At 46.0% G+C, this 18,289-nt stretch carries 12 protein-coding genes and 1 pseudogene; 9 read left to right on the top strand and 4 right to left on the bottom strand.

What is annotated here, in order from left to right:
• Positions 1 to 107 precede the first annotated feature (107 nt).
• Positions 108 to 1,193: a chorismate synthase gene (gene aroC / locus Vt282_RS04050; protein WP_162046846.1), complete on the top strand. Its 1,086-nt coding sequence runs from the start codon at positions 108 to 110 to the stop codon at positions 1,191 to 1,193.
• A gap of 78 nt (positions 1,194 to 1,271) precedes the next feature.
• On the opposite strand, the gene Vt282_RS04055 is transcribed toward aroC, so the two are convergent.
• Complete coding sequence (locus tag Vt282_RS04055) at positions 1,272 to 1,895, bottom strand: trimeric intracellular cation channel family protein (protein ID WP_162062622.1); 624 nt, start codon at positions 1,893 to 1,895, stop codon at positions 1,272 to 1,274.
• A 266-nt stretch (positions 1,896 to 2,161) separates the two neighbouring features.
• On the opposite strand from Vt282_RS04055, the gene Vt282_RS04060 reads away from it, so the two are divergent.
• Positions 2,162 to 2,692 carry an elongation factor P hydroxylase gene (locus tag Vt282_RS04060; RefSeq protein WP_162062623.1) on the top strand — a complete coding sequence of 177 codons (531 nt, stop codon included), beginning with the start codon at positions 2,162 to 2,164 and terminating at the stop codon, positions 2,690 to 2,692.
• Positions 2,693 to 2,749: 57 nt separating this feature from the next.
• Here the strand turns inward: Vt282_RS04060 and Vt282_RS04065 are convergent, their stop codons facing one another.
• Complete coding sequence (locus Vt282_RS04065; RefSeq protein ID WP_162062624.1) at positions 2,750 to 3,274, bottom strand: hypothetical protein; 525 nt, start codon at positions 3,272 to 3,274, stop codon at positions 2,750 to 2,752.
• Between the two features lie 16 nt (positions 3,275 to 3,290).
• A complete protein-coding gene (locus tag Vt282_RS04070) occupies positions 3,291 to 5,486 on the bottom strand; it encodes an LruC domain-containing protein (protein ID WP_162062625.1) in 2,196 nt (731 codons plus the stop codon).
• Positions 5,487 to 5,640: 154 nt separating this feature from the next.
• Between Vt282_RS04070 and Vt282_RS04075 the strand changes: the two genes are divergently transcribed.
• Complete coding sequence (locus Vt282_RS04075; protein ID WP_162062626.1) at positions 5,641 to 5,904, top strand: YfcL family protein; 264 nt, start codon at positions 5,641 to 5,643, stop codon at positions 5,902 to 5,904.
• Between the two features lie 55 nt (positions 5,905 to 5,959).
• On the opposite strand, the gene mnmC is transcribed toward Vt282_RS04075, so the two are convergent.
• The gene (gene mnmC, locus Vt282_RS04080; protein ID WP_162062627.1) at positions 5,960 to 7,969 is read right to left on the bottom strand and encodes a bifunctional tRNA (5-methylaminomethyl-2-thiouridine)(34)-methyltransferase MnmC2/FAD-dependent 5-carboxymethylaminomethyl-2-thiouridine(34) oxidoreductase MnmC1; all 2,010 of its coding nucleotides are present in this window, start codon (positions 7,967 to 7,969) and stop codon (positions 5,960 to 5,962) included.
• 128 nt (positions 7,970 to 8,097) lie between these two features.
• On the opposite strand from mnmC, the gene fabB reads away from it, so the two are divergent.
• The 6 genes and pseudogenes from fabB to accD all read left to right on the top strand — a co-directional run bounded on the left by fabB (position 8,098) and on the right by accD (position 18,250).
• On the top strand, positions 8,098 to 9,309 hold the full coding sequence (fabB, locus tag Vt282_RS04085) for a beta-ketoacyl-ACP synthase I (protein ID WP_162062628.1): 1,212 nt from the start codon (positions 8,098 to 8,100) through the stop codon (positions 9,307 to 9,309).
• A gap of 314 nt (positions 9,310 to 9,623) precedes the next feature.
• Positions 9,624 to 10,757: a 4-phosphoerythronate dehydrogenase gene (locus tag Vt282_RS04090; RefSeq protein ID WP_162062629.1), complete on the top strand. Its 1,134-nt coding sequence runs from the start codon at positions 9,624 to 9,626 to the stop codon at positions 10,755 to 10,757.
• The gene (locus Vt282_RS04095) at positions 10,754 to 11,767 is read left to right on the top strand and encodes an aspartate-semialdehyde dehydrogenase (protein ID WP_162046838.1); all 1,014 of its coding nucleotides are present in this window, start codon (positions 10,754 to 10,756) and stop codon (positions 11,765 to 11,767) included. The genes Vt282_RS04090 and Vt282_RS04095 overlap by 4 nt, the downstream gene beginning before the upstream one ends.
• A gap of 196 nt (positions 11,768 to 11,963) precedes the next feature.
• The gene (locus tag Vt282_RS04100; protein ID WP_162062630.1) at positions 11,964 to 16,124 is read left to right on the top strand and encodes a FimV/HubP family polar landmark protein; all 4,161 of its coding nucleotides are present in this window, start codon (positions 11,964 to 11,966) and stop codon (positions 16,122 to 16,124) included.
• 184 nt (positions 16,125 to 16,308) lie between these two features.
• A pseudogene (truA, locus tag Vt282_RS04105) lies at positions 16,309 to 17,102 on the top strand (tRNA pseudouridine(38-40) synthase TruA).
• Between the two features lie 221 nt (positions 17,103 to 17,323).
• Positions 17,324 to 18,250, top strand: coding sequence for an acetyl-CoA carboxylase, carboxyltransferase subunit beta (gene accD, locus Vt282_RS04110; RefSeq protein ID WP_162046836.1), 927 nt, complete (start codon positions 17,324 to 17,326; stop codon positions 18,248 to 18,250).
• Positions 18,251 to 18,289: the final 39 nt, after the last annotated feature.

Here is an 18,289-nt window from a genome sequence, read left to right on the forward strand (position 1 = left end):
GTGGTTTAGGGGTTTACTTCAATTCGTAATAAAGCGACTATGAAACCACGAATAACAGGAAGGTAGGCTGCAAACAGGGTTTTTGCAGCGATAATATTGGGGATGTAATGGCAGGAAATAGTATCGGACAACACTTTCGAGTGACGACATTCGGAGAAAGTCACGGTATCGCACTAGGATGTATCGTCGACGGTTGCCCTCCGGGGTTGGAAATTTCAGAAGAAATGATTCAGGTGGATCTTGATCGTCGCCGTCCGGGCACATCACGTTATACCACTGCACGTCGCGAACCAGACCAAGTGAAAATTCTGTCGGGTGTGTTTGAAGGCAAAACCACCGGTACGTCGATCGGATTGCTGATTGAAAATACCGATCAACGCTCTAAAGACTATTCTGATATCAAAGATAAATTCCGCCCGGGTCATGCGGATTACACTTACCACCAAAAATATGGCATTCGTGATTATCGTGGTGGCGGCCGTTCGTCAGCACGAGAAACGGCGATGCGTGTCGCAGCTGGCGCGATTGCTAAGCAATACCTTAAACAAGAATTTGGTGTTGAAGTACGCGCATACTTATCACAAATGGGTGATGTCGCGATCGATAAAGTGGATTGGAACGAAATCGAAAACAACCCGTTTTTTAGCCCAGATGCCGATAAAGTTGACGCTTTCGATCAGTTAATTCGGGATTTGAAAAAGCAGGGTGATTCTATCGGGGCCAAGATTCAAGTGGTGGCGACGAATGTACCTGTCGGTTTAGGTGAGCCAGTATTTGACCGTTTAGATGCAGACATTGCGCATGCGCTAATGAGCATCAATGCGGTGAAAGGGGTGGAGATTGGTGATGGTTTCGATGTGGTGCAGCAAAAAGGCAGCGAACATCGCGATACACTTTCACCACAAGGTTTTGGTAGTAACCACGCTGGTGGCATTTTAGGTGGTATTTCAACCGGGCAAGATATTGTGGCCAATATTGCGCTTAAACCAACCTCAAGTATTACCGTGCCGGGTGAAACCATCGACCGCCAAGGTCAACCGACTGAGCTGATTACTAAAGGCCGTCACGACCCATGTGTGGGTATTCGCGCGGTGCCAATTGCTGAAGCAATGCTGGCGATTGTGGTAATGGATCATCTACTGCGCCATCGCGGACAAAACCATGGTGTAGCGACGGAAACGCCCCATATCTAGAGTTAGCCTCTAAATAGATAAATAAAAAGCCAATCAAGAGATTGGCTTTTTTGATCGTTTGGTCATGGATGTTGGTAATTAATGCAGTGGCTCATCCGCTTCTAGATTGAAAGACGGTAAGCGCCACTTAAAGCGCACTGCCGCCATACGCATCAGATAACCGACGATCAAAGTGACGATCGTTGCGGTAACATCATCAACGGCATACTCAAGTAGTACTAGATATAAACCGGAAGCCACCAGTGAAACCGAAGCATAGAGTTCTTGATGTAGCACTAGCGGGGTTTGACGACAAATTAGGTCACGTAGCAATCCACCGAAAACGCCAGTCACAAGCGCTGCCACCATACAAATCCCTGGGTGTAGGCTCATACCTAACGCCACTTTAGTACCGATAATACTAAAGACAATTAGACCAAGCGCATCTAGGCGGATAAATAGGCCTTTGAACTTAATGACCCATTTAGCCAAGCCAGTTGTCAGTACCCCAGCAATACAGGTGATTGCAAGGTATTCAGGGTGTTTTACCCAACCTAATGGATAGTGCCCAAGTAGAATATCGCGCACGGTACCACCGCCGATAGCGGTCGCACTCGCAACGAGCATAACGCCAAACCAATCCATTTTACGGCGACCTGCGCTGAGCGCACCTGTCATCGCTTCTGCAGTAATACCAATAATGTACAACACACTTAGCAGCATAACGATTACTCTACTTAACTTGAAACGGGAGAGAAGAATCAGATGTGGCGATTAGAGTTGCCCCATCTTATAAAATAAGGCGTGAGTGTAGTGGTTTTAGATTGGAAAAACGAATGAGATTTGTTGGTGACGAAAACGATGTATGAATAAATTTTACTAATGACAAAGGTGAAATAGTCGATATGAATAATCCAAACAAGGATTTTGCAATCCTCACTAAAAGTGCGAGAATGCGCGCGCTGTAACAGTTTTTATATCAAGCGACCATGACACACAATTACCAAGATCTCATCAATATCTTTAATGATACTTTTTACTCTAGCTTTAATACTAAGTTAGAGCTTGGCGGCGACGAGCCGATTTATCTACCGGCAGATGCCGAGATTGATTATCACCGTATTATTTTTGCACGTGGCTTTTATGCCTCGGCTTTGCATGAAATTGCACATTGGTGTGTGGCAGGTCCTGAGCGTCGCTTACTTGAAGATTTTGGTTACTGGTATGAGCCGGACGGTCGTACCGCTGAGGTACAAGCAGAGTTTGAAAAAGTTGAGATTCGTCCTCAGGCTTACGAATGGATTTTAGCCCTCAGTGCTGGTTTTCCTTTTAACGTCAGTTGTGACAATTTAAATGGTGATTTTGAGCCTGACCGCATTGCGTTTATGACTAAGGTTCACGCGGAAGTGATGTCGATTCTTGAGCAAGGTATTCCGCTTAGGGTGCAGATGTTATCTGATGCGATGCGTGCTTTTTACCGTGTTGCCCCACTGTCACCAGAACTCTTTGTCGTAAAATAGTCTGGATTATTCAAATAAAAAGGCCCCAACAAAGGGGCCTTTTGTCGTTACGCGCTTTTAAGGGATAATCCAAGTGCTTTGGGCTTGATTATCATATTGCCACGTAAAAGTGAGTGGATTGCTGCCTGCCTCCATTGGCGTCACTTCAGCGATGAGTGACTGCTGGTGGTTAGGCAGCAGCAATTCGAATTTTCCTATCCCGTCCCTAAGACTCGCTTTAACAAAGCATTGGTTGTAGTCAATGCTCCCTCCAGTATCCTCACAAATTACGATGAACGCATCTTTACCCGATAACTGTGGCAGTGCGACATCCACGGTTAGCTCGTAAGTGGAAGACAAATTGTTGCTCTGTGCAGTTGGCGCTGCAGCCGGTGCCGCATTTGCGGGAGCAGGAGCAGGAGGTGTTGGCACTGGTGTTGTCGCCACTGGCGCAGGGCTGGGAGTGGACGCGCTACTTGTCGTACTGGATGATGCGGGTGAACTCGCACTGGTATTGCTTGAACTATCATCTCCACCACCGCCACCACCACAGGCGGTGAGGATGAATGCTAGGCTAAGTGTTGCGATAATTTTGTTATACATGGTGTGCTCCTTAGCTCTAATCAAAGTAGATGTGGTTTTCATCAATATTGTCATTGGTGGTATCACTGTCTACGCGATTGTCTTTTTCTTCTTCCGTCGCGATATACCAAGTTGGTGCAGTTTGCCCGGTTGGGTCAGCAGAAAAATCAGCAAAGTAGCGATACGCTTTTTCAATATTGACCTGCTCTAAAGGGTGCTTCCAAGTTAGCGGAATCTCGATTGCCCAAGGCTTACCGTCAGCGGTTTGGAAATGCGTTTCGTCGCCATCGCCCGCATCTACACCCGCAGAGCGGTAGCGTGTATCGAACTTACTTGTTGGCGCTTTATTTTTAAGGTGAACTTCAAGACCTCGCTCTGGATAACCCCCACTAATTTGGTAACCAATATCGCCATAGTAGTGGCCTGGTGCTGCGAAGATGAATGGGTCGTAAGGGAATTGTGGCATTTGATCGTTCGCAATCGCATTACGCATAGTGACAGTCAGTTGCCAAGATGGACGATAGCTGGTGCCGCAGTTAGTTTGGGTGCGGAAGAAGGTGCAGCCTTCTGCTTCGCCAGGAACCGCAAGATCCCATAGATCGTCTTGGATGATAAATACTGCATCGGTGGTGCCTGATTCCAAAACGGTTCGCTCCACGACCTCGCCGTTTATTTTGAGTTCGATTAACTCGTCTTTAATATCCGTTGGCGCTACTCCCGGTAGGCGAATAGCAAAGCCCGAGTGGTAGTCACCGCCTAATGCCGCAACTTGTCCCTCGAATTTAAGGCGAATTACCGAGCCATCCAGTTGATATTCGGTGAATTTTACGTTCATGAGTACGTCGTTCATGTCGTAATCGCCGGCGATTGGGTATTGGTCTTCATAAGCAAAAGTCGTGAAATCGGCGCCGCTAGGGTAATTTTCGATCACCACGCCATCTTCAGTAATATCGACAAGATAGTCTTCTACCTCACCACTCGGAACACCGCCAGATGGACCAAGGTCTTGAATTTCACTTAATCGAAAGCGTGCCCATGTTTGACCAACTTGAGCCCATGGTGGAACACTAAAAAATATCGCTTGCTTGCCATCGGATACCGATACGTTGGTAATGATTTTCTCATCCGCTTCAAAGCTACCATCGCCATCAAAATCAATCCAACCCGCTAACACGCTTGATGCGGTTGCACCGTTGACAGTTGCATCAATCTTAGAGGCTCGACCAACTTGAATCGGTAGTGGAAACTCGATGCCATCTTCATCGTTAATCGCGGATGAAGCGTCGTCACTGTTGGGATACAGATAGGCTTCGGTTTCACCATCGATGTTGCTACCGAGTATTAGAGAGGTAATGCCATGACGAGCACCAGAGTTGTCGTAAGAGGTGTTGTAGCTGTCAGGTGCATCGCCAAAGTCTGTATTTTCGCTTGCTTCGACCGGAGCGAGTGCACAGCGTGCACCATCATTGGAACTACTGGATGGTCCGTAAGCAAATAAGGATGCAGAAGACTGGTTGCCGTTGATTGCTACCTTGAAAATAAAGCCATTACCGTTGTTACTGGCATAAAAGTTACCATCAACGTCGAAGTAAACAGCACCGAACGTCAAGCTGTAGCCAAGCTCGCTTTTATCGAGCAATTGATTGAGGCGAGTACTGGTGCCGGCATTGACATCAATTTGCCAAAGGTAGCCGGATGAATCGATGCTATAGGCGTAGCTATCATTGGGGTGAAAGGCGATGTCAAAGATGCTTGGCGAACCGAATTGGGCTTTGGTCGCCACTTGGGTCATTTCTAAACTGTCGAGATCTATTTTATACAAGCCATTCGCAGGACGATAACCGTACCAAGCATTTTCATCTAGAGCGACATCACCGACGTAGATTGAAGTTGGTGCTCCCGCAGGTTTGGTCACTGAAAGTGCGTATTTAACAAAATCACTGTCGATTCGAGTTAATGAAGATGTGCCATAGTCCCAACCGTAAATAAAATTGTCGTGTTGACTGAATCCGACCGCATTGATCTTGGCGTTGCCCAAAGTTGAATTCAGAGCTTGATAACTACCCAAGTCGATATTGACGCCGTAGGCAATCGGAGCGCTTGAAGGGCTTTGAATAAGAAATGCTTCAGTTGGACAATCAGTAAATGGTTGTTGAGCATAGCTATTTGGCACAAAAACGCAGGCCGAAAATGCAGCTACAGTCGCACCTAATCTTAATTGGGTAGCAGACATAGAAAACTCTCTGTTTTAATAGACGTAAACGGGTGGTTGCATAGTGTGTGCCAGATGTTAAAGCCCCGTGAAACATAGGGTTTGCGTTCAATTTCGCAATGTGAGAAGCTTCAGCTTCCTTTTTGAGAATCAAACTGAATTGATTGAGTACGACATGATTATTGAATTTGAAGAAAAGCTACTCGAGCTGATTGATGCGCGCATTGCCACCGCATCGGATGATGAATTATTCGCGGGTGGTTACTTGCGTGGTCACATTTCACTTTCGGCAGCATCATGTGAAGAAGAAGGCATCAATGATGTAGAAGAGCTGAAACAGCGCATTGTTGCTAGCCTCGATAAAGCTCGTACTGAGCTGGCACCAGCCGATCGCATGATTGTTAATGATCTATGGAATGAATTAGTGAACAACGCTTAATTATTGAGTTTGAATAGATTTGAAAGACCTCCCAATGGAGGTCTTTTTGGAGAAATTATAATTCAGTGATGGCTTTGCCCTTGCGCAGCTTACGAATCCACATTCGGCTTGGGTCGATCTGTTCAAGTAAATCAACAGGCAGAGGTAGAGGATCGCCACAAATCTGCGAAGCTAAAACTTCGGCCATTAACGGCGCAGAGCTTAAACCACGAGAACCCAAACCAAGGAAGCAGAATAGGTTAGGGTGGTGTGGCGTAGTCGGCGCTTGTTCAACATTGTTCGCAAGACCGGCATACGTTGTTTTAATTTGCTCAAAATCTCCAACGTTGCCGACAAAAGGTAAATGATCACGACTCACGCAACGGATCCCTTGGCGAGCTTGATTGCTTGAGGTATCCACATCGATTGGCCAAGTTTGGTTTGGCACACAATGGCGCAGTTTGTCACCATTATCTTGCTGGGCAATTGGGTCAAACACATAGTTTAGGTTGCTACGATCGTAACTCGCGCCAATACAGTGATGACCATTGTTTGGATTGACTGGCGTCATATAGCCATCATAACAAAGTACGGTTTTTAGTTGGGTGAGTGACGCTGTGGTTGGAATATGACTCACTTGACCTTTTACTTGACCAAGTGGAATAAATTGGCTTTGGCTAAAGCTCGCAAATTCATTGCCGTTGGCAATGATGACACAGTCGTGTTCGAACTGTTGGTCATTGCATTGCAGTTGCCAGATGGTTTCACTAAGTTCTAGTGCTTCTACTTTGTGTTCGAACTTGACTTCAAATAGAGAGTTTTTGCTTAGTTCCGCAATCAAACCTTGAGTGAGTTCAGCTGGGCATAGCCAGCCACCTAATGGGTAGTGCACGCTTGCCATATCAATCGGTAATCCAATGGTGTCACTGGTTTGATTGGCATCTAAAGCGTGGATCAATTGTGAGTCAAAATTGCCTTCAAGCATTTTATCGAGCTTAGCGCCCGATTTTTCATCCCATTTTAATTGAGTAACGCCACACCAATCATGGTCAAAGCTAAATTGCTCAGCGGCTTGGTCAACAAACTGACGAGCAAACAAGAACGCAGGTGCAAATACACGAGAGACGCCTTGATGTTCGCCATTAAGAAGGGGATATACCGCACCTTGGCGATTACCAGAGGCTCGCAAGGCTGCTTGTTCATCTTGACAATACAGGGTCACTTTTTGACCACGTTTCACTAACGTCTTTGCTAATGCAGCGCTGGCAATGCCACCACCGATAATGGCAATATTTTGGTGCTGAGTGCTGGCGGTACGGTTAAACCATGGTTTGATGTTGGTATCGGTTTGACGCTCGGTTAAACGGCCGGCAATCATTTCACGTTTGGTGCCAAAGCCTTTGACTTTTTTCATTTCAAAGCCTGCTTCGATCAGCCCACGGCGCACAAATCCCGCCGCAGTAAAGGTCGCGCAGCTGCAATCTTGCTTGGCAAGCTTTGCCATGCCATTGAAGAGGTTTTGATTCCACATCTCTGGGTTTTTGCTCGGGGCAAAACCATCAAGGAACCACGCGTCCACCAAACCTTGTGCCGGAACAGGCACTTGAGGCATGCAATCTTTGATATCACCAAACCATAAATCAAGAGTGATGCTACCATCTGCCAGTACAATGCGATGGCACTCAGGCACGGCAATTGGATAATGGCGTTGCAACTGCTCGGCGTATTTAGCAAGCTCAGGCCAAGCTTGATGGGCTTTAACCAAATCGGCAGGGCTTAATGGGTACTTTTCAAAGCTGATAAAATGCAATTCTTTGAGCGAAGCATCTGGATTTTGCTCGCGAAACACTTCAAACCATTGCCATACAGCGAGGAAGTTAAGCCCGGTACCAAAGCCTGTTTCAGCAATCACAAAGCGGCGCTGGTCATAATCTTGCCATCTTTGTGGTAGATGATTCTGACTCAAGAAGACGTAACGCGTCTCTTCTAAGCCATTTACGTTAGAAAAGTACACGTCATCGAATTGGTCTGAAACTGGCGTTCCCGCTTCGTTCCAGCCAAGTTGGGCATTGGTTATCGCAGTCATAGTGTCTAATATATGTGATTATCGCCTATAAAGTTGGTCTGATTGTACGGTTTTACAGGAAAGCTGACCACTTCCATGGGTTAACTTAGTTATTATCTAGCGGTATTTTGATTTATAGGAATGTCATAATGAAACGTGTCGTAATCACCGGTATGGGTATTGTTTCTAGTATCGGTAACAACGTTGAAGAAGTTCTAGCATCTCTTAAAGCGGGCAAATCTGGCATCTCTGCTTCTGAGCAGTTCAAAGAGAACGGCCTGCGTTCGCAGGTTTGGGGTGATCTAAAAATCAACCCAGCAGAGCATATTGATCGCAAACAGATGCGTTTTATGGGTGATGCGGCTGCTTATGCATACCTATCAATGCAGCAAGCAATTGCAGATTCAGGTCTAACTGAAGACCAAGTATCAAATGAAAGAACAGGTATTGTAGCGGGTTCTGGTGGTGCATCATCACTAAATCAAGCTGCAGCAGTCGATATTCTGCGTGAGAAAGGCGTTAAGCGTGTTGGTCCATACATGGTACCACGTACAATGTCTTCAACAGTGTCTGCGTGTCTAGCAACACCGTTTAAAATTCGCGGCGTAAACTACTCGATGAGTTCAGCGTGTGCGACTTCGGCACACTGTATTGGCCACGCAGCAGAGCTTATCCAACTGGGTAAACAAGACGTTGTTTTTGCTGGTGGTGGTGAAGAGCTAGATTGGACATTGACTATGATGTTCGATGCTATGGGCGCACTGTCAACGAAATACAATGAAACACCAGAAAAAGCATCACGTACTTACGATGCAGACCGTGACGGTTTTGTTATCTCTGGTGGCGGCGGCATGATGGTGATTGAAGAGCTTGAACATGCTTTGGCTCGTGGCGCAAAAATCTACGGTGAAATCGTTGGTTACGGCGCAACATCAGATGGTTACGACATGGTTGCTCCATCAGGTGAAGGCGCAGTGCGTTGTATGAAGATGGCAATGCAAGAAGTTGACGTGATTGACTACGTAAATACGCACGGCACATCAACACCCGTTGGTGATGTGAAAGAACTTGGCGCGATTCAAGAAGTGTTCGGCGGTAACAGCCCTGCAATTTCTGCGACTAAAGCAATGACTGGCCACGCATTGGGTGCGGCAGGTGTACATGAAGCGATTTACTCAACGCTAATGCTACACCACAACTTTATTGCGCCAAGCATCAACGTTGAAAACCTAGACGAAGCGGCTCACGGTTTAGATATCGTGACTGAAACTCGTGAAGCAGAGCTAAACACTGTCATGTCAAACAGCTTTGGTTTTGGTGGTACTAACGCAACGCTAGTGATCAAGAAGTATCAAGGTTAACTGATTTCGTTGGTGAGTTTGCTCGCTGACAACCCAGTTTCCAGAGCTTGACCTGAGCCAACTGGCAATGGTCGTACAGACGCAATATTTAGCCCAGGAGAGCGGACTAAATACTTTTGTTCTGGACCTTACCGGCCTCATATTGAGGCCGGTTTTTTATTTTCTAGACTATCAAAAGTTATTTGATGGTGAATCCCGATGCAGATTTTGATGGTTTCACTCTGTTTGCGCTTGAAATAGGAGATGTGCAACGCTCGACAGCGAAAGATGAATTTTGCACAATGCCATCAAACACCAACAAGATACGATGTGAAATGAAAATTCTGATAGATGAAAACATGCCTTATGCAGAGCAGCTTTTTGCTCAGTTGGGTGAAGTGATACTTAAGCCTGGTCGAACGCTTACGGCAGATGATTTGGTTGATGTTGATGCGCTAATGATTCGCTCAGTGACCAAAGTGAATGCTGCGCTGATTGCCAAGGCGAACAAACTCAAATTTGTCGGTACTGCGACAGCTGGGATGGATCACGTCGATCAGAACCTTTTGCAAGAGCGTGGCATCTTTTTCACTGCCGCACCAGGCTGTAACAAAGTGGGCGTAGCGGAGTATGTATTTAGCATCATGATGGTATTGGCGCAGCAGCAAGGTTTTTCTGTGTTTGATAAAACAGTGGGAATTGTTGGTGCTGGTCAAGTGGGTAGCTACTTACAGCAATGTCTTGAAGGCATTGGCATTAAGGTACTGATTAACGACCCAATTAAACAAACGGAGGGCGATACGCGAACATTTACTGAGCTTAACACTTTGCTTGAGCAAGCCGATATTATTTCACTGCATACGCCAATCACTCGTGATGGCGAATTCCCAACCCATCATATGATTGACCAAACGGTACTCAGCGGCTTACGCGGCGATCAAATTCTGATTAATGCTGCACGCGGCCCAGTGGTAGATAACCAAGCGCTCAAAGTACGTTTACAACAGCAAGATGGCTTTACAGCTGCATTGGATGTATTTGAGTTTGAGCCAGAAGTTGATATGGAGCTTCTTCCTCTGTTAGCATTCGCGACCCCGCATGTCGCAGGCTATGGCTTAGAAGGTAAAGCTCGCGGCACTACGATGATTTTTAATAGCTACTGTGAGTTTTTGGGCGAATCAAAAGCCGCATCAGCCGCAGAGTTACTGCCAGTGGCGCCAGTCCCGAGAGCGTTCGTTCAACATGCTTGGGATGAAGCAACGCTGCACAATTTAACTCAGATCATCTATGATGTGCGTAAAGATGATGCGTTGTTCCGCCGTGAAATCGCAAAACCTGGTGCGTTTGATAAAATGCGCAAGGATTATTGGGATCGCCGCGAATATGGCGCAGTAACGCTGGTGGGTGGCAAAGAGAGTAACTTGACGCCACTAGCGAAATTAGGTTTTCAAATTGAGGTAAGTGAATGAGCCAACAATATAATGTGGCCGTACTAGGTGCGACGGGTGCAGTCGGTGAAACAATTCTTGAAGTGTTGCAAGAGCGTAAGTTCCCAGTAGGCGAGTTATTCCTGCTAGCGAGTGAACGTAGTGAAGGCAAAACTTACCGTTTTAATGGCAAAACTATTCGCGTACAAAACGTAGACGAATTTGATTGGTCACAAGCGCACATTGCTCTTTTCTCTGCTGGCGGTGAACTGTCTGCTAAGTGGGCACCAATTGCGGCTGAAGAAGGCGTCATTGTTATCGATAACACCTCGCATTTCCGTTACGACTACGATGTTCCGTTGGTTGTGCCTGAAGTAAACCCTGAAGCGATTGCAGAGTTTCGTAACCGCAATATCATCGCTAACCCAAACTGCTCTACGATCCAAATGTTAGTAGCACTAAAACCAATTCACGATGCAGTAGGTATTGAGCGTATTAACGTATCAACCTACCAATCGGTTTCTGGTGCTGGTAAAGGCGGTATTGATGAACTTGCGGGCCAAACTGCGAAACTACTTAATGGTATCCCAGCAGAAAGCGAGCAGTTCTCTCAACAAATCGCGTTCAACTGTATTCCACAAATTGATCAGATGATGGAAAACGGTTACACCAAAGAAGAAATGAAGATGGTGTGGGAAACACAAAAAATCTTCAATGACCCTTCAATCACAGTGAACCCAACTTGTGTGCGCGTGCCAGTATTCTACGGCCACGCTGAAGCTGTCCATGTTGAAACGCGTGCGCCGATTGATGCACAAGAGGTGATTCAACTGCTCGAAAATACCGAAGGTGTAGAAGTTTTCCACGGTGAAGATTTCCCAACTCAAGTTCGTGATGCGGGTGGTAAAGACCATGTGATGGTTGGTCGTATTCGCAACGATATCAGCCACCACAGCGGTATTAACTTGTGGGTAGTAGCAGACAACGTGCGTAAAGGTGCAGCAACCAACGCCGTGCAAATTGCAGAAGTTCTGATTCGCGATTACTACTAATCCTGACTTAACGTCATTTATGAGCCCCGCATAATGCGGGGCTTTTTTTGTCAAAGTCGAAAAAAATGTGTGAGATTAATGCGAATATTAAGCTAGGCACACATTTTTCGGCTTCATAACTATAGTTTTGCCTGCATGATCCGATATATTTGCAGATCACCGAAACTAATTTTAAGAGCACCGAGCTGAGCCTTCTATGCGTCGACTTCTTCAACGTCTATTAATGCCACTAGCATTGGTAGCCGTGACTCAGACTAATATTGCTAGTGCAGAGAGTATTCGCCTTACCGGGCCGAATGGTCAGATTCAATCATCACCACAATTCTCTGAACAAATACCACGCCAAATCTCCGGGGCAAATGAGCCCTCGCGTTTTTATGGCCCAACCTCAGCGAGTGAGACTTTATGGGCGGTGGCCTCAAGGCTGCGACCATCGAATCAAGTCACCGTACAGCAAACGCTGTTAGCCATCTTTGAGCTCAACCCACAGGCGTTTGAAAACCAAAATATCCATACGCTGATCCCGGGCAGTACCCTTCGTATTCCTTCTTTAGCTCAGGCGCGTAGTGTCTCAACGGCTGAAGCCGTGCGAATCATGGATTTACACCAGGCTCGCTTGGATGGCACGGTAGCCACGCCAAAACCATCTCAGCAGGCAGAGCCGAAGCCAACCAAATCAGCACCGGTCAATGTTGCGCAAGAGAAAGCGCCAACGCCAGCGAACAGCGGGGCTCTTCCAGAGTCCAATAAACCAGCCATAAAACCACTTGTTGAAGCAAAACCTGAACGAGTTGTAAAACTAGAGAAAGAGCTGCAAACATCAGAGTCCGAATTATCGGCTTTGGAAGAAAAAAACCATCGCCTGCGTCTAATGTTGGCGGACGTACAAACGGAAGTGGATGGGTTAAAGCAGGAGTTGGGTGATGAGAGTCGAATTCGTGCTGAAGTTGAGAAATTATTAGAAGCCGAGCGCCAGCGTGTAGCGGAAGAGCAGCGCAATGCGCCAAGTTCATTAGACAAGCTGTTGTCGAATGGTTGGGCTGTGGGCGGATTAGCGGTGATTCCCGCGCTCTTGCTTGGTCTTGGTATCATGGCCTTTACACGCCGTAAGAAACCAGAACCTCAATCAGCACCAGAGCTTAATCAGACCGAAAACACCATGGTACCGCCTGTTGTACCGCCAATGTTTGATACATCGGATGAAGAAGTTGAAGATGAATTGGACCTTGATGATGACTTGTTTGGTGAGTCTGGCGATGACGACTTACTGTTTGCTGACGAAATTGAAGCAGACGCTAAGGAGAAAGAGGATACAGACCTATTTGCCGATCTCAGCAATGTCGATATTGAATTTGATCTTGATAGCGAAGAAGACGACCCATTTGCCGCAATTGATGATGATGGCGACCTCAATGAATCATTTAGCTCTCCAGGCGTAAGTGCTAACGGCATCAGTGTGGGTGCTGATGAAAAAGCGCTCGGCCTCGAAGAGATGGAGCGAGTATTAGATGATGTCGTGATTGAAGATCAATCTGATGACAATGACGATTTTGACCTATCGGATAGTTCTGTAAGCCAAGATGAGCTCGATGACTTATTTAAGTCAGCGTTGCAAGAAAATGATCCTGATGATGCGATCAATCAATCCATGCTTGATGAATTGCTCAACGATAGTGATGAAGACGAAAATTCGAGTTTTGATTTTGATAATTTGCTTGAAGATACCACCAGTGATTTTGAACTTGGTGAGGAATCGCTATCTGCTGCGACGCGTGTAATTACTTCTGAAAGTGAGATTGATGATTTACTCGCACAAGCCGACGCTCAAGCCGATTTTGAACAAAACACAGAGACTGCCTTAGACCGATTGGAAGAAGACAGTGATGCATTATTTGACGAACTATTTGAACCGTCTAAATCTGTTGCTGAATCGAATGTCGCGCAGCCTCAGCAACTAGACCAACTATTGGATGTTGATGAGGATGAGTTTGACCTCAGCACTGGCTCAGAAAACGTCGACTTGTTGGATGAGTGGCTTGATGACAGTGATGACGATACGTTTGCGGGTTTAAGCGAAGATTCGACAGCAATCTTAGATGAGCTTTTAGATGGTGAAGATGAACTCGATAAAAAGACACCGTTACTGGATGACTTAGTTGAAGATACGGATTTTGAAGATCAGAATGATGATGACGATCTGATTGATTTTGACCCTGATTCTATTGCGATGCTCGATGAGTTGCTTGATGAACAGGAGCAATCAGATAACGAAAACAGTCGTGCTTTTGATGCTGATAGTACCGACTTACTTGATGAATTACTGACAGAGGATAGTGAAGAATCATCAATTGGTGATGATGGTACTGATCTATTTGAAGAACTGTTAGAAATTGAAAAATCGACGCCACAATCTGAGTTCGAGCAGGCTTCTGCTATCGATGAAGATGTCATTACATCATCTGAGTTGATTGAAGAGACGCCTCAGAGTGAGGATGTTGCGCACAGCGAAGATACGTTAGCCACATTAGAACAACAAACAGAGCCCGAGTCGAAGGGAGAGTTTTCAAGTGAAGACTTTATCGATGACATGCTCGATGTTGCACCAGAAGAAGATCCATTGTTAGGTGAATTTTCTTTTGAAGAATCACTCGACGAGGTTGAGGAAGAAAGTGTTGACCTTCCGTCTGAGTCAGTGGAACAAATGCTGCCAGAGCCAGAGCCAGAGCCAGAGCCAGAGCCAGAGCCAGAGCCAGAGCCAGAGCCAGAGCCAGAGCCAGAGCCAGAGCCTGCACCGAAAGCAGCGTTGCCGGCGATCGACAATGAATTTGGAATGCCAAGTGATGAAGATTGGCTCATTGATGGCGATGACGAAGCATTAAATGCGTTGGCGGAATTGCGTGGTGAAGAGCAAGCGCAAGCGGATATGTCTGTTGAGCCGCAAACTGAGTTAGAAACTCAAGTTGATGCTGCTCAAGAGCCTGAGCAAGAACACGAAGCGGAACAAGCGGATGAGCTAGCAGAATTCGATCTTCTGGATGACGATTTACCAGAATATGGTGAAGAACAAGCGCTAGCTGATATGCAGGAAGAGCCTCAAACCGAGGCCGAAGCTCAATCTGATGTTGAGCAAGAAAGCGAATTGGTACAAGCGGATGAGCTAGCAGAGTTCGACTTGCTGGATGACGATTTACCGGAATATGGTGAAGAGCAAGCGCTGGCAGATATGCAGGCAGAGCCTCAAATTGAGGCCGAAGCTCAATCTGATGTTGAGCAAGAAAGCGAAGCGGCACAAGCGGATGAGCCAGCAGAGTTCGTTCTTCTGGATGACGAATTGCCAGAATACGGTGAAGAGCAAGCGCTCGCAGATATGCCGGTAGAGCCTCAAACCGAGGCCGAGGCTCAATCAGATGCTGAGCAAGAAAGCGACGTTGCACAAGTGGATGAGCCAGCAGAGTTCGATCTTCTGGATGACGATTTACCGGAATATGGTGAAGAACAAGCGTTAGCAGACATGCCTGTTGAGCCGCAAGTTGAGGAAGAAGCTCAAGTTGATGCTGCCGAAGAGCCTGAGCCAGAGTTCGAAACGTCGCTAGTGGAAGCTGAACAAGAAACAGCGCCTACAGCGGATGATTCTGAGCAAACACTGGATCGCTCATTAGATGAGCACGACGTTTTATCTCAGCTATTTAATAGCGAAGCAGAGCCAACGTCTTATGCAAGTCCGGAACACTCTTCAGATGACTTTGCGCAACATACACTTGATGAACTGTTAGCAGAAGACGCACAAGAGTATGAACCAGTAAGTAAACCCGTCGATCGTGAAGCAAGTGACTCTGCAGGTATGGATCTGCAAGCCATGCTAGATATGGGTGGAGAAGACTGGAATGGATTTAGCCTATCAGCTGAACAACAAGCTAACATTTCTGATGATATTCCTGCTGATGAAATGCAAGTTTGGGATCAAGACAATCTACCAGCGGTAGCTGAAGTTCAGAATGAGGATTGGGAAAATCAAGATGATTTACCGGAGTTTAATCCTCGCGATCATCAATATCGCACTATTGACGAGTTGATGGCTGAAGTTGAAAAACAAGAAGCTGGAATTGGCTTTGATGAAGAAGCGCTGCAATTAGATGTTGGCTTAGCCGATTTTCCTGATGTGATTGGTGATATGGCGAATGTTGACGTTGATGCCAACGCAGAAGCGGCAGGTAAGCTCGATTTGGCTAAAATCTACATTGAGATGAACGATCCTTCGGGGGCCGTACGCTTGCTTGAAGAGGCGATTGTTGATGGCAGTGATGATATTCGTCAAGAAGCGAAAAAATTGATCGACAGTATTAATAGCCGAGCGTGATGTTTTTGCGCTATATGGTTTGATAATGATTAAAGGGGCGTAAGCCCCTTTATTTTTCTATGATTTACTCAATCAACAAGTTTGGCGGAAAATGCCTTGGTTTGAAGCCACTTGAATAGACAAAGCTAGATTGGGTATAGGAGTTTCGCTATACTTCTGACCCCATTTTCTAAGAGAGACCAAGATGAGAATCGCTTTAGGTATTGAGTATGATGGCACTCACTACTTTGGCTGGCAACGTCAAAGAGAAGTTCAAAGCGTGCAAGAAAAGCTTGAACAAGCATTAAGTATTGTCGCCAATCATCCGGTAGAAGTGCAATGTGCGGGTCGTACCGATGCAGGTGTGCATGGTACAGGCCAAGTTGTGCATTTCGATACGACGGCAAACCGTAAAATGGTGGCTTGGATGATGGGTGTGAATGCAAATTTACCCAAAGACATTGCGGTTCGATGGGCCAAAGAGGTGCCGGATGAGTTTCATGCTCGTTTTTCGGCAACCGCACGCCGCTACCGCTATATCATTTTTAATAGTGCGTTGCGTCCGGGGATTCTTAATTCTGGTGTGAGTCACTATCACGGCGAGTTAGATGAAGTAAAAATGCAGCAAGCAGGCCAGTATTTGTTGGGTGAGAATGACTTTACTTCGTTTCGAGCAGTGCATTGCCAGTCGCACAGCCCATGGCGCAATCTTATGCATTTAAACGTTACTCGTCATGGCCAGTATGTGGTGATTGATATTAAAGCTAATGCTTTTGTTCATCATATGGTGCGAAATATTACAGGCAGCTTGTTGTGTGTTGGGCGTGGTGAGCAAGAGCCAGAATGGATCCAATGGTTACTGGAAGCTAAAGATCGAAAATTAGCCGGTGCCACTGCAAAAGCGGAAGGATTATATTTGGTTGATGTTGATTATCCTCAAGAATTTGATCTCCCTCGCGCTCCGATTGGCCCGTTGTTTTGCCAGATAATTTGAACTAATTTATAGTAAATCGTTCAGAAATAGTAACATTAAGCGTTGATGCGAGATTTAGAGGCATCTTGCTGATATGGCTATCTTAGTGTTGGGACGGGGTTGCAAAAAATAGGTACAACCAGTTTTTTGTCTACACTTGGCATTTTATATGCTTTAATCCTCCCGCATATATTCAGATTTTATGTCTTTCGCATGATGCGGAAGATGAAATAGAGAAAGGTCTTCCATGAGTTGGCTTGAAAAGATTTTAGAAAAAAGCAATATCGTAAGTTCACGCAAAGCTTCTATCCCGGAAGGTGTTTGGACAAAATGTACTTCATGTGAGCAAGTGCTTTACCACGCTGAACTAGAGCGTAACCTAGAAGTATGTCCGAAATGTGACCATCACATGCGCATGAAAGCACGCCGTCGTTTGGAAACATTTTTAGACGACACAAACCGTGTTGAACTGGCGAATGATCTTGAACCACAAGATAAGCTGAAGTTTAAAGATTCTAAGCGTTATAAAGATCGTATTTCTGCTGCGCAAAAGAGTAGCGGTGAGAAAGACGCACTTGTTGTAATGCAGGGTGAAGTGATTGGTATTCCTGTCGTTGCTTGTGCATTTGAGTTCTCTTTTATGGGCGGCTCAATGGGCTCTGTTGTAGGTGCTCGCTTTGTTAAAGCGGTCGAAGCAGCAATGGAAAACAACTGTGGTTTGGTTTGTTTCTCTGCAAGTGGCGGTGCACGTATGCAAGAGGCATTGATGTCTCTAATGCAAATGGCAAAAACCAGTGCCGCTCTTGAGCGTCTATCACAAAAAGGCCTGCCATTCATTTCTGTGATGACTGACCCTACCATGGGTGGTGTATCTGCAAGTTTGGCAATGCTAGGTGATATCAATATCGGTGAGCCAAAAGCGCTAATCGGTTTTGCTGGTCGTCGCGTTATTGAGCAAACTGTGCGTGAAGATCTTCCTGAAGGTTTCCAGCGCAGTGAGTTCCTACTTGAGCACGGTGCAATCGATATGATTGTTGACCGTCGTGAAATGCGTCAACGTGTGAGCAGTCTGTTGGCAAAAATGACCAATTCAGCATCACCGCTGGTTGTTTCTGTGAACGATTCTCCGCAAGAACCTGAGTATTCTGTACCAGAAGCGCACGAAAAAGGTTAAAGTATCACTAACAAACAACCACGGAATTTTTGGTTAAAG

The sequence above is a fragment of the Vibrio taketomensis genome, assembly GCF_009938165.1.
In the GTDB taxonomy this organism is placed as follows: domain Bacteria; phylum Pseudomonadota; class Gammaproteobacteria; order Enterobacterales; family Vibrionaceae; genus Vibrio; species Vibrio taketomensis.

Excerpts from the sequence above, each read along its gene's own strand:
- aroC (WP_162046846.1), top strand. The coding sequence starts at position 108 with ATGGCAGGAAATAGTATCGGACAACACTTTCGAGTGACGACATTCGGA.
- Vt282_RS04055 (WP_162062622.1), bottom strand. The coding sequence starts at position 1,895 with ATGCTGCTAAGTGTGTTGTACATTATTGGTATTACTGCAGAAGCGATG.
- Vt282_RS04060 (WP_162062623.1), top strand. The coding sequence starts at position 2,162 with ATGACACACAATTACCAAGATCTCATCAATATCTTTAATGATACTTTT.
- Vt282_RS04065 (WP_162062624.1), bottom strand. The coding sequence starts at position 3,274 with ATGTATAACAAAATTATCGCAACACTTAGCCTAGCATTCATCCTCACC.
- Vt282_RS04070 (WP_162062625.1), bottom strand. The coding sequence starts at position 5,486 with ATGTCTGCTACCCAATTAAGATTAGGTGCGACTGTAGCTGCATTTTCG.
- Vt282_RS04075 (WP_162062626.1), top strand. The coding sequence starts at position 5,641 with ATGATTATTGAATTTGAAGAAAAGCTACTCGAGCTGATTGATGCGCGC.
- mnmC (WP_162062627.1), bottom strand. The coding sequence starts at position 7,969 with ATGACTGCGATAACCAATGCCCAACTTGGCTGGAACGAAGCGGGAACG.
- fabB (WP_162062628.1), top strand. The coding sequence starts at position 8,098 with ATGAAACGTGTCGTAATCACCGGTATGGGTATTGTTTCTAGTATCGGT.
- Vt282_RS04090 (WP_162062629.1), top strand. The coding sequence starts at position 9,624 with ATGAAAATTCTGATAGATGAAAACATGCCTTATGCAGAGCAGCTTTTT.
- Vt282_RS04095 (WP_162046838.1), top strand. The coding sequence starts at position 10,754 with ATGAGCCAACAATATAATGTGGCCGTACTAGGTGCGACGGGTGCAGTC.
- Vt282_RS04100 (WP_162062630.1), top strand. The coding sequence starts at position 11,964 with ATGCGTCGACTTCTTCAACGTCTATTAATGCCACTAGCATTGGTAGCC.
- accD (WP_162046836.1), top strand. The coding sequence starts at position 17,324 with ATGAGTTGGCTTGAAAAGATTTTAGAAAAAAGCAATATCGTAAGTTCA.